This window comes from Streptomyces sp. NPDC050423 (assembly GCF_040655445.1).
Classification (GTDB): Bacteria; Actinomycetota; Actinomycetes; order Streptomycetales; family Streptomycetaceae; genus Streptomyces.
The window spans coordinates 133,098-146,409 of sequence record NZ_JBFAJY010000009.1 but is presented as its reverse complement, the minus strand read 5'-3'; the positions used below and the strand labels follow the sequence as shown (position 1 = coordinate 146,409).

Below are 13,312 nucleotides of genomic sequence, written 5' to 3'. Positions count from 1 at the left end.
ACTCAACGATCTTGATCGACCAACTCTGCCTGACGCAGAGCTGGCGCGACCGTATGGCGGTCGTGGCGTCCTCCGCCTCTGCTGTGAGCGCCCGGCATCTACCGCAGTCCCGCGCGAAGAGGACAGCTCTCGGCAGCTCCTGACCGGGCCCGCACCCAGGTGCGCGACCGACCCGAAGGAGCACGGCCACCAGGCGGCAGAAAGGCATGGACCGTGGCGTCCACGGTCTCCGACCGCCCCGGATACGGGCAGTTGCTGCGCACTCCGGGTGCGTGGACCTTCCTCCTGCCGGGCTTCGCCGCACGGCAGCCCTTCGCCATGCTGACCATCGGCATCGTCCTGCTGGTCCAGCACACCACCGGCTCCTACGGCAGCGCGGGCGCCGTCGCGGCCGTGAGCGGCGTCTCCATGGCCCTGTTCGCGCCGCAGACCGGCAAGCTCGCCGACCGCATCGGACAGCGGGCCGTACTGCTGCCCGGTGTCCTGGTGCACGCGGCCTCCGTGTCGGTCCTGACGGTCCTCGCGCTCTCGGACGCGCCGATCTGGGCCCTGTTCCTGGCGGCCGTGCCGACGGGTGCCTCCATCCCGCAGGTCGGCCCCATGGTGCGGGCCCGCTGGGCGGCCGTGCTCGGGGCGGCGCCAGGACGTGAGGCCTCACCCCTGATGTCCACCGCCGCCGCCTTCGAGTCGGTGACGGACGAGTTCACCTTCGTCATCGGTCCGGTCATCGCCACCGCCCTGTGCACCGGGGTGCATCCGGCGGCCGGGCTCATCGCGGAAGCCGCACTGACACTGACCGGCGGGCTGTTCTTCGCCGCGCAGCGCGCCACCCAGCCGGCCGTGCGCGGTGCCGGACCCGCCGGCTCCCCACGCCACGCCTCCGCCCTGTCGGTACCCGGCGTACGTGTGCTCGCGGTCGCCTTCCTGGGGATCGGCGCGGTCTTCGGCGGCATGCAGGTCTCGCTGACCGCCTTCGCCGAGGAGATCGGCAGCCCCGGCTCGAACGGGATGCTGTACGGAATCTTCGCGGCCGGCAACATGCTGGCCGGGATCGCCTGTGGCGCCATCGCCTGGAAGACCGGGCCGCGGCGCCGGCTGATCGCCGGATACGCGGCACTGACCCTGACCGCATCGGGCCTGTGGGCGGTGCACTCCGTGCCCCTGCTGGCCGGGCTCGGCCTGCTGGTCGGTCTCTGCATCGCCCCCGCGCTGATCAGCGGCTACACGCTGGTCGAGGCGCTGGTCCCGGCGTCCGCCCGGACCGAGGCGTTCACCTGGCTGACGGGTGCGGTCGCGCTCGGGCAGGCGGCGGCCGTCACGGTCGCGGGCCAGCTCGCCGACGCCTACGGCGCGAGCACCGGATTCCTGGTGCCGCTGGTGGGTACGGCGCTGGCGCTGGCGACCCTGCTGGCCCTGCGTTCCAGGCTCGTTCCGAGCACGTCGGGACGGACCGTGGCACGTGGCATCGGTCACCGCGGGCCGGTCACGGTGGACTGATCCAGCGGAATACGTCACTATGGAGCGTCGTTAGCACTCATTGAGTCAGAGTGCCAGGAGGAATAAGTGCCGACCTATCAGTACCAGTGCACCGAGTGTGGCGAGGGCCTCGAAGCGGTGCAGAAGTTCACCGATGACGCCCTGACGGTGTGCCCGAGCTGCGAAGGACGCCTGAAGAAGGTGTTCTCGGCGGTCGGCATTGTCTTCAAGGGCTCCGGCTTCTACCGGAACGACAGCCGCGGCTCGTCGTCGAGCAGCACGCCTGCGCCGGCCGCCGCGAAGGCCTCCGATTCCGGATCGTCGTCCTCGACGGGGTCGGACACCAAGTCCGCGGCCTCGTCGTCCTCGTCGACGTCCTCCTCTTCGGGTTCCTCGTCGTCTTCGTCGTCCACTTCGTCCTCGTCCTCGTCGAGCGGTACGTCGGCCGCCTGAGCCGCCGCCCCTCCTGCTTCGGCCGGTACCCCGCTGATCCACTCGGCGGGGTACCGGCGTTTGCGGCCCCGCTAGTGTGACCGCATGGTGAACGCAGAGATCGGTGTGATCGGCGGCTCGGGGCTGTACTCCTTCCTGGAGGACGTCACCGAGGTTCGCGTGGAGACCCCTTACGGAGAGCCCAGCGACTCCGTCTTCCTCGGCGAGATCGGCGGCCGCCGGGTCGCCTTCCTCCCCCGGCACGGACGCGGCCACCACGTGCCGCCGCACCGCATCAACTACCGCGCCAACCTGTGGGCGCTGCGCTCGGTCGGGGTGCGCCAGGTGCTCGGCCCGTGCGCGGTCGGCGGGCTTCGGCCGGACTACGGGCCGGGGACGCTGCTCGTGCCGGACCAGCTGGTGGACCGTACGAAGACCCGCGTCCAGACCTTCTACGACGGGGAGACCCGCGCGGACGGCGTGGCGCCGAACGTGGTTCACCTGGGGTTCGCCGACCCCTACTGCCCCAAGGGACGCAAGACCGCGCTGGCGGCGGCCCGGGGCAGGGACTGGGAGCCCGTGGACGGCGGGACGCTGGTGGTCGTCGAGGGACCGCGCTTCTCGACCCGGGCGGAATCGCGCTGGCACGCGGCGATGGGCTGGTCGGTGGTCGGCATGACCGGGCACCCGGAGGCCGTCCTCGCCCGCGAACTGGGGCTCTGCTACACGACGATGACGCTGGTGACGGACTTGGACGCGGGCGCGGAGACCGGCGAGGGCGTCTCCCACGGCGAAGTGCTCAAGGTGTTCGCGGCCAACGTCGACCGGCTGCGCTCGGTCCTCTTCGACGCGGTGGCCGCGCTGCCCGCGGAGGCTGACCGCGACTGCCCTTGCGCGCATGCGCTGGACGGGATCGATACGGGGATCGAGCTGCCGTAGGGCGTACGGGGAGAGGCGAGGCGGGGCAGTGGGTGAGGGAGGGTGAGGGAGTTCTCCACATCGGCTGGGGCGTCCACAGGGCGCAGCGGGAATCTCTCGGATGCCGGATCGTGAGGTCTGTTCATCCGGAGCCACTCGGTTCCCGACTCCCTCATCCCAGGCGGTGTTCGACATGCGCTCTCCCGGTTCACCCCTATCGACCCGCTCGCCCAGCTCACCCGTGTCTCCGCAGTCCGCTTCCCCGTCCGGCGCTCCGTTGCCGTGTGCGCCCGCGCCCGCACCCTGCGGGGTGCCCGCGTTCCCGCCGCTGCGGGTGCGCGGGGGCGGCGGGCACCGGATGTGGCGGGCCGCGTGGCGCCGGCGGCGGGCGATGGCTGCCGGGCTGGCGCTGACAGCCGCCGCGCTGGCCGCCTCTGGGCTCGGAGGGGGCGGGAGCGGGGACGGAGACACGGGACATGAAGCGGCCGGTACGGCAGTGGGCGCGGCAAGCACGGCCGGGACGGCGCGGGAGCGGGCATCGCCACCGGCCCGGCTGGTATCGGCGCCGGTGCGGATCGCGGATGCGGCGACCGTGCGACTGTTACGGCCGGGAGACCGCGTCGATGTGATCGCGTCCGCGGGATCCGGGACCGAGGCCCGGGTACTGGCGAAGAGCGCGCGAGTGGCCCAGGTGCCGCAGCCGTCCACCGAGGGCTCGATGGAGAACGGGGCGCTCATCGTGCTGTCCGTGCCGCGAGCGACGGCAACGGCGCTGGCGGGCGCGGGAGTTTCGGCCGGACTTGCGGTGATTCTGTGCTGATTCGTACCGACGAACCATCATGTCACCTGACGCCGGCACGGAAGGTGGGCGCGGGGTCAGATGTGGTGCGGCGGCTTCTCGTCGAGGAACCGGGCCAGGTCGGCGGCGCTGCCGCCGGAGGGGCCCCGCTCTCCCCATCCCCGGTCCGTGTCGTCCGCCGACTGCTGGTCCAGCGGATCGTCGAAGATCAGCGCCGGTTTGGGCTTGGGCTCGGGCCGGTCCGACGGATCCGGCTTCGGATCACGCGGTCCGGGGGCGGGGGCGGTACTCATACCCCCAGGGTACGGCCGCCCTCCAGCAGGTACGTTCGCCTTGCACTGCCCAGCGGCCGGCTGCCCGATCACCGCCACAGTCACCACCACGGCCATCACCACGATCGGGATCACGCCCCCGGAAATCCCGAGCGCGGCCCTGAGCACGGCCCTGAACACTGCCTGAACACGAGGAGCACCCGGATGACCGGCCAGGACAGCGCGGACCCGCTGAACCGCCCTTCGCAGTCGCCACAACCGACGCGCCGCCGGCTGGACGCGCTGACCGATGTCGCCGGAGTGCGGGTCGGTCATGCGCGGCTCGCGGATGAGGGGGCGCTCAGCGGTACCACCGTGGTCCTCGCCCCCGAGGGCGGCGCGGTCGCCGCCGTCGATGTGCGCGGCGGCGGCCCCGGCACCCGGGAGACGGACGCGCTCGACCCGCGCAATCTGGTGCAGCGCATCGACGCCGTGGTCCTCACCGGCGGCAGCGCGTACGGGCTGGACGCGGCGTCCGGCGTGATGGCCTGGCTGGAGGAGCAGGGGCGCGGCGTACGGGTCGGCGCCGATCCGGCACAGGTCGTTCCGGTGGTCCCGGCTGCGTGTCTCTTCGACCTGGGCCGGGGCGGCGACTGGCGGGCCCGCCCGGACGCGTCGACCGGCCGGGCCGCCGTGGAGGACGCCGCGCGCACGGAGCCGGGGGCGGCGGTCGAGGAGGGGTGCGTCGGTGCGGGCACTGGCGCGGTCGCGGGGCAGCTGAAGGGCGGGGTGGGGACGGCGAGCGTCCTGCTGCCGTCCGGGGTCACGGTGGGCGCGCTGGCCGTGGTGAACGCGGCGGGCTCGGTGCTCGACCCCCGCACCGGAGTGCTGTACGGGGAGTACGGCGCAGCCGAACCGGCCGTCGCCCCCGCGCCGGAGATCCACCGGGCGGCGCAACAGCGCCTGGCGCAGGCGCACGACGCGAACGCGCGCCCCCCGCTCAACACCACGCTCGCAGTCGTCGCCACGGACGCCGATCTCAGCCCGGCGCAGGCGCAGAAGCTCGCGGGCACGGCGCACGACGGGCTGGCGCGCGCCATCCGGCCCGTGCATCTACTGACCGACGGGGACACCGTTTTCGCACTGGCCACCGGCGGACGGGCGCTGGACCCGGCTGACCCGATCGCACTGAACGACCTGCTGGCAGGGGGTGCGGAGGCCGTGGCCCGCGCCATCGTGAAGGCCGTGCGGGCGGCGGCGGGCGTCAACGGCCGCGAGGGCGGCGCCACATATCTCTCGTACAGCGATCTCTACGGCACGCGGCACCATCCGCGGCGGCCGGCGGACGGCAGCGGCCCCGCGACCGACTCGGCCTCCGCGTAAGGAAGTTCGGGCAAAACGCCGGGAACCTTCTGCGTGCGTCGTACGTTTTCCGGGAAGCCCGGTCGCAATGTCAGACCCAGGGACTACGTTAAGCACGCATCGGGTAACACGCGGCGACGGCCTGGAGAAGCACCTTGAGTGATCCGTACGAGACAACCGAGCAGCACCTCGAGCGACTCCTGCGACGGGCTCTCAACTCGTTCGACCTGACCGACAGCACGGTGGAACGGCTCGGCACAGCCCTCGCCCACAGCAGCTCCCTGCACTCCTCGCACCACAGTTCGGCGCTGCACCGCGAAACGTACCGGCATACGTATCTGCTGGCCGACGGCAGCCCGTTCGCCCTCTGGGAGCTGGTGCACTGCGGTCAGCGCGACACCGGGGACCCCCGCCACGGCTCGCAGCCCGGTGCCCGGCAGCACGAGCTGTACGACGACGAGGCCGACGTGCACATCGCCGCGGCCCGGCTCACCGGCGGGTTCTGCGACGCCCCGGTCTTCGGGGACGACGGGCCGCAGGCCGACCTGGAGATCCTCACGGCCCTGATGGCCGCGCCCCCGGCACCGCTCCCCCGGATGTACGCCCCGGACAACTCCGCGGACCACGCCCGCCGCGTGCTGCGCCGCGCGGAGAACGGGGACGTCCCGGGCGAGGAGACCGCCCACCTGCTGCGGGCCGCCTTCGCCCACCACATCACGCAGATCTTCGGCCGGCAGTGCCACGTGGACGGGCGGGACGCGGGCTTCACGCTGTACGAACACGCCTTCCTGCTCCTGGACGGCAGCGAGACGAGCCTGTGGGAGGTCGAGCACACGGCGACGCCCGACGGCCGCCACATGTGCGAGGTGTACGGCGACGAGGAGACCGCGCGCGGCGCGATGGAGAGCCGTACGCGCATCTGCTGACCGCCCCGCAGGGCACGACGGCGCGGCGGAAGCACCGTCCGGTGCCGTGGGACCGGACGTGACAGTGCCCGCACCCCAGGGGTGCGGGCACCGTCAGGTTCTCCGTCCGCTCAGTGCGTGAGCACGGGCTCGTCGGCGGGCTCGTGGGCGGGCTCGTGGGCGGGCTCGGCGGCGGGTTCCGCGGTGGAGCCGTCGGCCGCCTCGCCACCCTCCACGTGCTGCTTCTGCCGGGCCGGGAGCGCGAACATCAGCAGGAAGATGGCCGCGAGCACTCCGGCCACCCACCACAGCGAGTGCTCGAAGGCGTCGGCGAACGCCGGACCCACCTGTGCGGGCGTGAGCCTGTCACCGATCGCCCCGAAGAAGATGACCGAGACGAGCGCGAGCCCCAGCGCGTTGCCCATCTGCTGCACGGTGTTGAACAGCCCGGAGGCGGAGCCGGAGTGCTCCTTGGGCACCTCGGACAGCACCGCGTCGGCCAGCGGGGCCACGATCAGCCCCATGCCGATGCCCATGACCACCAGCGGCAACGCCATCTGCCAGGGCGTGATCCCCATGCCGTAGCGGTCGGACTCCCAGATGTAGAGCAGCAGCCCGGCCGCCATCAGCAGCGCCCCCGCCTGGAGGACCTTGCGGCCGAAGCGCGGCACCAGCTTCTGTACGGAGATCCCGGCGGCGAACGAGACGGCGACCGAGAACGGGATGCCGGTCGTACCGGCCCGCAGCGCGCTCCAGCCGAGTCCCTGCTGCATGTACAGCGTCCAGACCAGGAAGAAGATGCCGAGTCCGACACCGAAGGTCAGCTGCACGGCGATGCCCGCGGCGAAGCTCTTGACCCGGAACAGCGACAGTTCGACCAGCGGCGAACCGTCCCGGCTCGCCTTCGACCGCTCGAAGAGCACCAGGACCACGAACACCACGAGGCTGCCGGCCATCGAGAGGTAACCCCAGAGCGGCCAGCCCAGCTCCTCGCCGCGGGTCAGCGGGTAGATCAGCATGAGCATCCCCGCCGTCACCAGCGCCACCCCGATCAGGTCGAGGCGCAGCGCCTTCGGTGCCTTGGACTCGGTGATGAACTTGCGGCCCAGGATCAGGCCCGCGATGCCGACCGGCAGGTTGATCAGGAAGATCGGGCGCCATTCGAGACCGGCGATGTTCCACTCGGTGAGCAGCGCGCCCAGCAGCGGACCAGAGACCGCGCCCAGGCCGACGATCGCACCGAAGAGGCCGAAGACCTTGCCGCGCTCGTGCGCCGGGAAGGTGGCGTGCACGATCGACAGCACCTGCGGGACCATCAGCGCGGCCGTGGCACCCTGGAGGATGCGGGAGACGACCAGCATCTCCGGGTTGGCGGCGAAGCCGCAGAGCGCGGAGGCCACGGTGAAGCCGCCGATCCCGATGAGGAACAGCCGCTTGCGGCCGTAGATGTCACCGAGCCGGCCGCCGGTGATCAGCCCGGCCGCGAAGGCCAGGGCGTATCCGGCGGTGATCCACTGGATCGAGCTGAACGTGGCGCCGGTGTCCCGCTGGATGCTCGGGATGGCGATGTTGACGATCGTGACGTCGACCAGGTCCATGAAGGCCGCGGTCATCACGATGGCCAGCGCGAACCACCGGCGGCGGTCCGAGGCGTCCGAGGACACCGCGGGGGCGGCCGCCCCGGACGGCTGAGGTGCGGAAGAAGTCATATGAAGAAGTTAAGGGCCTATTAGGTCAGGTCGTGACCCATTGGGCGGGCATCCTGGGTGACATGACCGACACCCCGGCACGACTGCTGAATCTGCTGTCACTGCTCCAGACGCCACGCGAGTGGCCGGGCAGTGAACTCGCCGACCGGCTCGACGTCAGCCCGCGCACCATCCGCCGGGACATCGACCGCCTCCGCGATCTGGGGTACCCGGTCGAGGCGTCGCGCGGTTCGGTCGGCGGCTACCGGCTCGTCGCCGGCACGGCCATGCCGCCGCTGCTGCTGGACGACGAGGAGGCGGTGGCCATCGCGGTGGGGCTGCGTGCCGGGGCCGGTCACGCCATCGAGGGCGTCGACGAGGCCTCCGTCAGGGCGCTGGCCAAACTGGAGCAGGTACTGCCGTCGCGGCTGCGCCACCGCGTCTCCACCCTCCAGAACGCGACGGTGCCGCTGACCCGCGGTGACGGTGCCACGATCGACCCGCAGACGCTGACCGCGATGGCGTCGGCGGTCACCGGCCGGGAGCGGCTGCGGTTCGCGTACCGCGCGGGGGACGGCGCCGAGACGCGGCGGCAGGTCGAGCCGTATCGCCTGGTCAGCACCGGGTGGCGCTGGTATCTGGTCGCGTACGACCTGGAGCGGGAGGACTGGCGCACCTTCCGGGTCGACCGGGTGAGCGATCCGCTCGCGACCGGGGCCCGCTTCGCACCCCGTGAGCTGCCCACCGGCGACGCGGCGGAGTTCCTGAGCCGTTCCATGTCGCGCATCCAGCCGCGGGTGGAGGTCGAGGTGAGCTTCGCGGGCCCGGCGGATTTCGTCGCCGCGCGGCTGCCGGCCGCGCTCGGACCGCTGGAGCCAACCGGCGAGCACAGCTGCCTGCTGCGTACGGTGCTGGCGGACTCGCTGGAGTGGGTGGCGGTGCGGCTGGCGCTGGCGGACTGCGAGTTCACCGTGCACCGGCCGCCGCAGCTGGTGGCGCATCTGAACGACCTGGGCGGCAGGCTCACCCGTGCGGCGTCCTCGGCGGCCCCGAAAGGCTGAGCACCGGCACAAGGCCGGGCTCTGGCGCAAGGCCGGACCGCGGAAAGAAAAAGGATGAGCCCCGGCGCCAGGGGGGGGTGGGCGCCGGGACTCAGCTCAGGGGGCCGATGTGAAGCGGCCCAATTCGGAGGTTACTGGACTTCGGCTCACGCCGCAGCGTCAAAGCCCGTGTCGTGAGCCATTCGCTTCAGTTCGAGCAGTGCGTGCTTCTCGATCTGGCGGATTCGCTCCCGGGTCAGCCCATGCTGCTTGCCCACCTCGGTCAGCGTCCGCTCACGGCCGTCCTCGATGCCGTACCGCATCCGGATGATGGAGGCGGTGCGGTTGTCGAGCCTGCCGATCAGCTCCTCCAGCTCCTCGCTGCGCAGCAGCGTCATCACCGACTGCTCGGGAGACACCGCCGAGGTGTCCTCCAGGAGGTCGCCGAACTGCGTGTCGCCGTCGTCGTCCACCGACATGTTCAGGCTGACCGGGTCACGCGCCCAGTCCAGCACGTCACCCACCCGCGACGTCGTGGAGTCCAGCTCGGCGGCGATCTCCGCGTGCTCCGGGTCGCGCCCGTGCTCGCGGTTGAACTCGCGCTGCACCCGGCGGATCCGGCCGAGCTCCTCCACCAGGTGGACGGGGAGCCGGATCGTGCGCGACTGGTCGGCAATGGAGCGGGTGATGGCCTGCCGGATCCACCACGTCGCATACGTGGAGAACTTGAAGCCCTTGGCGTAGTCGAACTTCTCGACCGCACGCACCAGGCCCGCGTTGCCCTCCTGGATCAGGTCGAGGAGGGGCAGCCCGGCCCGCGGATACCGGCGGGCGACGGCCACCACGAGTCGGAGGTTGGACCGGATGAATACGTCCTTGGCGCGCTCGCCCTCGGCGACCAGCGCCTCGAGCTCCTCGCGCGAGGCCCCGCCGGCATCGCTCTCCACCACGCCGTCGAGTATCCGCTGCGCGAAAACGCCCGCTTCGACGATCTGCGACAGCTCGACCTCCTTGGCGGCATCGAGCAGCGGCGTGCGCGCGATCTCGTCGAGGTACATGCCGACCAGGTCGCGATCGGCGATCTCCCCGCCCGCGGCGCGAACACTGCTTGCCCGGTTGGTCCCACCGGTGGCGGACGAACGACGGGCGACGGCACGGGTTGCCATGCGTGCTCCTTGCTGAGTAGGTCGCGACACCCTTTCGGATGCCCAGCTTCCGATGGAAACAACGACTGGAATCCGGACAGAATTCCCATGCCTGGCATTCATTTTCGCGATCATGCAGTACCCTGTCGCGTCACCGACGGAGGACACATGGTGCAGTTCGGGACGGAAGCGCAGGTCAGACGGGGTATCAAGAGCGAATCGGAGGCCCTGGCGGACATCTACGGCCATTACGTACGTGAGACCGCCCTCACATGCGCCACGATTCCCTCCACCCCGGACCGGCACCCGCCCCGGCCGCGCCTCCCGCTCCACCCCTGAAGACGGCCCGCACCGGCTCCTGGTTGCTCAGGATGTCCGTATTGTCGAGGGACCGGTTCCCCGGACCCCGATTGTCGAGGGACCGGTTCCCCGGATCCCGCGCCCGCGAGGCCGGGCCGGGCGGACTCCGCGGACACGCCCCAGTCCCGGTCGCTGCGTTCCCTAGGACCACAGCCCGTCCTCTCCCTAGGACCACAGCCCGTCCTCTCCCTAGGTCCACAGCCCGTTGCCTCCCTAGGACCACAGCCCGTTACGGAGCGCCGGTGCGGTGCCTAGCGTGATGCCGCATGGACGACACGACACGCAGGACGCCCGACACCTCCGGAACGCTCGACGAAGCGCTGGAACGGCTTCACTCCTTCGGCCCCGAACGCGAGGGCTGGCTGAGCAATCACGCCCCGATGGCCGTGGAGGCGCTGGTGCACCACGGCCAGGCACCCGGTGTGCACCGATGGCTGGACCACTACCGCGCGAAGCTGGAGGACATGCCGGACCGGTTCACCGAGGTGACCCCGGCGAACTGGCGCGAGGCCCTGGGCGACCCGCGCCGCATCGCCGACTGGACGGCGCACTTCGAACGGGAGACGGCCGACCGGCCGTGGCGCGAGGTCCTCGCCGAGTGGTGGCCCCGGCTGCTCCCCGGCATCTCGGCCGGCGCCACGCACCCGGTGATCCGGGTCGGCCACTGCGTACGCACCCTGCTGACCTCCGGGGAGAACGCGCCCCGCGTCGCGGAACTCGCCCACGGCCTCGGCTACTGGGCCGCCCGCCACCAGCCGTTGCCGCCACTGGCCTCACTCGCCCCCGCAGCCGGCGCCGCTGCCGCGCTGGACGCGGTCGACCGGGTGCCGGACCAGAGCGGCGGCATCCGGGAACGGCTGGGACAGCTCACCGCGTTCCCGCTGTGGCCGCGGCAGCCCGTGACGGACCCCGACGTCGCCCGAGCCCGCCTGGAGGAGCTCGTACGGGCCGCGACCCACCGCTACGCGTCATACGCGCACGGCTCGCCGGTCATGCTGGTGCACGCCGCCACCGCGCCCAACGCCGTACTGCGTACGCTGCCGGCGCTCCCCCGGGACCTGTGGGCGCCGAGCCTGGATGCCGCGTGGGCGGCCGGCGCGGCGGTCACCGCCGCGTACTCCCCGGCGCGGCCGGCCGACTGCCCGGACGCGCCCGACGGCCTGACTCCCGAGGAGATCTTCGCGCGGGCGGCCGCGCACGGTGACGACCACACCATCAAGTTCACCGACACCGCGCTGGACGTCGGCGGCCCGACCGCGCTGGCCGCCGCGCTCCGCTCGATCGAGCTGAACCCTCCGGTGCTCTGATTCCCTGCCATGAACCGGGGCCTGTCGGGCCGGCGAGCGAGCGAGCGGCCGGCCCGACAGGCCCCGGCGGCCGGTACGGCAGCGGGCCGCGGACGCTTCCCCGGGCTGTCCCGGGGCCGTCCTAGCCGTATTGCAGCGAGCGCTTGGCCAGTCCCATCCAGAACCCGTCGATCACGCTGCGCCCCTGGTCGAGCTCCTGCTCGGCGGCGCCGAGCGTCACGAAGAGCGGGGCGAAGTGCTCGGTGCGCGGATGGGCGAGCCGGCCCGCCGGGGACTTGTTCTCGAAGTCCAGCAGCGCGTCGATGTCCTGCGCCCGGAGTGCGCGGCTCCCCCAGTCGTCGAACTCCGCCGACCAGCCGGGGGTGCCGCCGCCCGGATGCCGCAGAGCGGCCAGGTTGTGGGTGAAGAAGCCGCTGCCGACGATCAGGACGCCCTCGTCGCGCAGCGGGGCGAGCTTGCGTCCGATGTCCATCAGCTTCTGCGGGTCCAGCGTCGGCATGGAGATCTGCAGCACCGGGATGTCGGCCTCCGGGAACATCTCCACCAGCGGTACGTACGCCCCGTGGTCGAGTCCGCGGTCCGGGATGTCCTGCACCGGCGTACCGGCTCCGCGCAGCAGCTTGCGGACGCTCTCGGCCAGTCGCGGGGCACCCGGCGCGGCGTACCGCACCTGGTAGTAGTGCTCGGGGAAGCCCCAGAAGTCGTAGACGAGCGGAATCGTCTCGGTGGCGCCGAGAGCGAGTGGGGCCTCCTCCCAGTGGGCCGAGACCATCAGGACGGCGGTGGGCCGCGGCAGACCGGCGGACCAGGCGGCCAGCTCGCCGGGCCAGACCGGGTCGTCGGCCAGCGGCGGGGCGCCGTGGGAGAGATAGAGGGCGGGCATGCGCTCCGTGGTGTCTGTCATTGCACTCCCCATCCGCTGTTGCTCAAGGTAAGTCTTCTACTGGGCCTTCAGAAGGAACACTTCTTTAACCTTCAAGTTCCTATGTTCGGAGACCTTAGCTCTATCTAGTTCAACTTTCAAGAAAAGGTCGTACAGTGGAGTACATGACCACGGCATCCACCGGTGCGCCGCGCTGGCTCACCGACGACGAACAGAGTGTGTGGCGGGCGTACCTCCACGCCACCACGCTCCTGGAGGATCACCTCGACCGCCAGTTGCAGCGCGATGCCGGCATGCCGCACATCTATTACGGGCTGCTCGTCCAGCTCTCCCAGGCGCCCCGCCGCCAGAAGCGGATGACCGAGCTGGCCAAGGACGCCAAGATCACCCGCTCCCGGCTCTCGCACGCCGTCGCCCGGCTGGAGAAGAGCGGCTGGGTGCGCCGCGAGGACTGCCCGTCCGACAAGCGCGGCCAGAACGCGGTCCTCACCGACGAGGGCCACGAGATGCTCCACCGCTCGGCACCGGGCCACGTCAGCGCCGTACGCCAGGCCATGTTCGACCGGCTCACCCCCGAACAGGTGCGCTCGCTCGGCGAGATCATGCGGGTCATGGCGGCCGGACTGCAGCCGGAGGGCCCGAACGCCGACCTCCCCTGGCTCCGCTGACCCGGCGCACACGCCACCCACCGCACGCGCCTCTGCCCCGGTTCCGTCGGACGGAACCGGGGCAGAGGAGCGCGCGAG

The 13,312-nt window shown here is 71.6% G+C and carries 13 protein-coding genes; 9 read left to right on the top strand and 4 right to left on the bottom strand.

Features of this window, described 5'->3' with window-relative positions:
* The first annotated feature begins 213 nt into the window (after positions 1-213).
* From AB0I52_RS09935 to AB0I52_RS09920, 4 genes are all read left to right on the top strand, one after another.
* Positions 214-1,497, top strand: a complete 1,284-nt coding sequence (locus tag AB0I52_RS09935; RefSeq protein WP_363070704.1) for an MFS transporter — start codon at positions 214-216, stop codon at positions 1,495-1,497.
* A gap of 66 nt (positions 1,498-1,563) precedes the next feature.
* Complete coding sequence (locus AB0I52_RS09930) at positions 1,564-1,929, top strand: FmdB family zinc ribbon protein (RefSeq protein WP_363070702.1); 366 nt, start codon at positions 1,564-1,566, stop codon at positions 1,927-1,929.
* An 84-nt stretch (positions 1,930-2,013) separates the two neighbouring features.
* On the top strand, positions 2,014-2,847 hold the full coding sequence (locus AB0I52_RS09925; protein ID WP_362965113.1) for an S-methyl-5'-thioadenosine phosphorylase: 834 nt from the start codon (positions 2,014-2,016) through the stop codon (positions 2,845-2,847).
* Positions 2,848-3,136: 289 nt separating this feature from the next.
* Positions 3,137-3,646 carry a hypothetical protein gene (locus AB0I52_RS09920; protein WP_363070700.1) on the top strand — a complete coding sequence of 170 codons (510 nt, stop codon included), beginning with the start codon at positions 3,137-3,139 and terminating at the stop codon, positions 3,644-3,646.
* A gap of 56 nt (positions 3,647-3,702) precedes the next feature.
* Here the strand turns inward: AB0I52_RS09920 and AB0I52_RS09915 are convergent, their stop codons facing one another.
* A complete protein-coding gene (locus tag AB0I52_RS09915) occupies positions 3,703-3,918 on the bottom strand; it encodes a hypothetical protein (protein WP_363070698.1) in 216 nt (71 codons plus the stop codon).
* A gap of 183 nt (positions 3,919-4,101) precedes the next feature.
* On the opposite strand from AB0I52_RS09915, the gene AB0I52_RS09910 reads away from it, so the two are divergent.
* Together AB0I52_RS09910 and AB0I52_RS09905 are read left to right on the top strand one after the other, a co-directional pair.
* On the top strand, positions 4,102-5,259 hold the full coding sequence (locus tag AB0I52_RS09910) for a P1 family peptidase (RefSeq protein ID WP_363070696.1): 1,158 nt from the start codon (positions 4,102-4,104) through the stop codon (positions 5,257-5,259).
* Positions 5,260-5,393: 134 nt separating this feature from the next.
* A complete protein-coding gene (locus AB0I52_RS09905; RefSeq protein ID WP_363070694.1) occupies positions 5,394-6,164 on the top strand; it encodes a DUF6227 family protein in 771 nt (256 codons plus the stop codon).
* A gap of 110 nt (positions 6,165-6,274) precedes the next feature.
* Here the strand turns inward: AB0I52_RS09905 and AB0I52_RS09900 are convergent, their stop codons facing one another.
* Entirely contained in the window at positions 6,275-7,852 is a 1,578-nt protein-coding gene (locus AB0I52_RS09900; protein ID WP_363070692.1) for an MFS transporter, read from the bottom strand.
* Between the two features lie 62 nt (positions 7,853-7,914).
* Here AB0I52_RS09900 and AB0I52_RS09895 point away from each other — a divergent pair, with 62 nt between their 5' ends.
* Positions 7,915-8,892: a YafY family protein gene (locus AB0I52_RS09895; protein ID WP_363070690.1), complete on the top strand. Its 978-nt coding sequence runs from the start codon at positions 7,915-7,917 to the stop codon at positions 8,890-8,892.
* A gap of 146 nt (positions 8,893-9,038) precedes the next feature.
* On the opposite strand, the gene AB0I52_RS09890 is transcribed toward AB0I52_RS09895, so the two are convergent.
* Positions 9,039-10,037 carry a sigma-70 family RNA polymerase sigma factor gene (locus tag AB0I52_RS09890; RefSeq protein ID WP_363070688.1) on the bottom strand — a complete coding sequence of 333 codons (999 nt, stop codon included), beginning with the start codon at positions 10,035-10,037 and terminating at the stop codon, positions 9,039-9,041.
* A gap of 605 nt (positions 10,038-10,642) precedes the next feature.
* On the opposite strand from AB0I52_RS09890, the gene AB0I52_RS09885 reads away from it, so the two are divergent.
* Positions 10,643-11,683, top strand: coding sequence for a questin oxidase family protein (locus tag AB0I52_RS09885; RefSeq protein ID WP_363070686.1), 1,041 nt, complete (start codon positions 10,643-10,645; stop codon positions 11,681-11,683).
* Positions 11,684-11,804: 121 nt separating this feature from the next.
* Here AB0I52_RS09885 and AB0I52_RS09880 read toward each other — a convergent pair whose 3' ends face one another.
* The gene (locus AB0I52_RS09880) at positions 11,805-12,587 is read right to left on the bottom strand and encodes a class III extradiol ring-cleavage dioxygenase (RefSeq protein WP_363070684.1); all 783 of its coding nucleotides are present in this window, start codon (positions 12,585-12,587) and stop codon (positions 11,805-11,807) included.
* Between the two features lie 134 nt (positions 12,588-12,721).
* Between AB0I52_RS09880 and AB0I52_RS09875 the strand changes: the two genes are divergently transcribed.
* A complete protein-coding gene (locus AB0I52_RS09875; RefSeq protein WP_363070682.1) occupies positions 12,722-13,234 on the top strand; it encodes a MarR family transcriptional regulator in 513 nt (170 codons plus the stop codon).
* Positions 13,235-13,312 lie beyond the last annotated feature (78 nt).

Bases quoted from the DNA above. Each gene is read 5' to 3' on its own strand.
- AB0I52_RS09925 (WP_362965113.1), top strand. From the start codon at position 2,014: ATGGTGAACGCAGAGATCGGTGTGATCGGCGGCTCGGGGCTGTACTCC.
- AB0I52_RS09915 (WP_363070698.1), bottom strand. From the start codon at position 3,918: ATGAGTACCGCCCCCGCCCCCGGACCGCGTGATCCGAAGCCGGATCCG.
- AB0I52_RS09910 (WP_363070696.1), top strand. From the start codon at position 4,102: ATGACCGGCCAGGACAGCGCGGACCCGCTGAACCGCCCTTCGCAGTCG.
- AB0I52_RS09900 (WP_363070692.1), bottom strand. From the start codon at position 7,852: ATGACTTCTTCCGCACCTCAGCCGTCCGGGGCGGCCGCCCCCGCGGTG.
- AB0I52_RS09895 (WP_363070690.1), top strand. From the start codon at position 7,915: ATGACCGACACCCCGGCACGACTGCTGAATCTGCTGTCACTGCTCCAG.
- AB0I52_RS09890 (WP_363070688.1), bottom strand. From the start codon at position 10,037: ATGGCAACCCGTGCCGTCGCCCGTCGTTCGTCCGCCACCGGTGGGACC.
- AB0I52_RS09885 (WP_363070686.1), top strand. From the start codon at position 10,643: ATGGACGACACGACACGCAGGACGCCCGACACCTCCGGAACGCTCGAC.
- AB0I52_RS09880 (WP_363070684.1), bottom strand. From the start codon at position 12,587: ATGACAGACACCACGGAGCGCATGCCCGCCCTCTATCTCTCCCACGGC.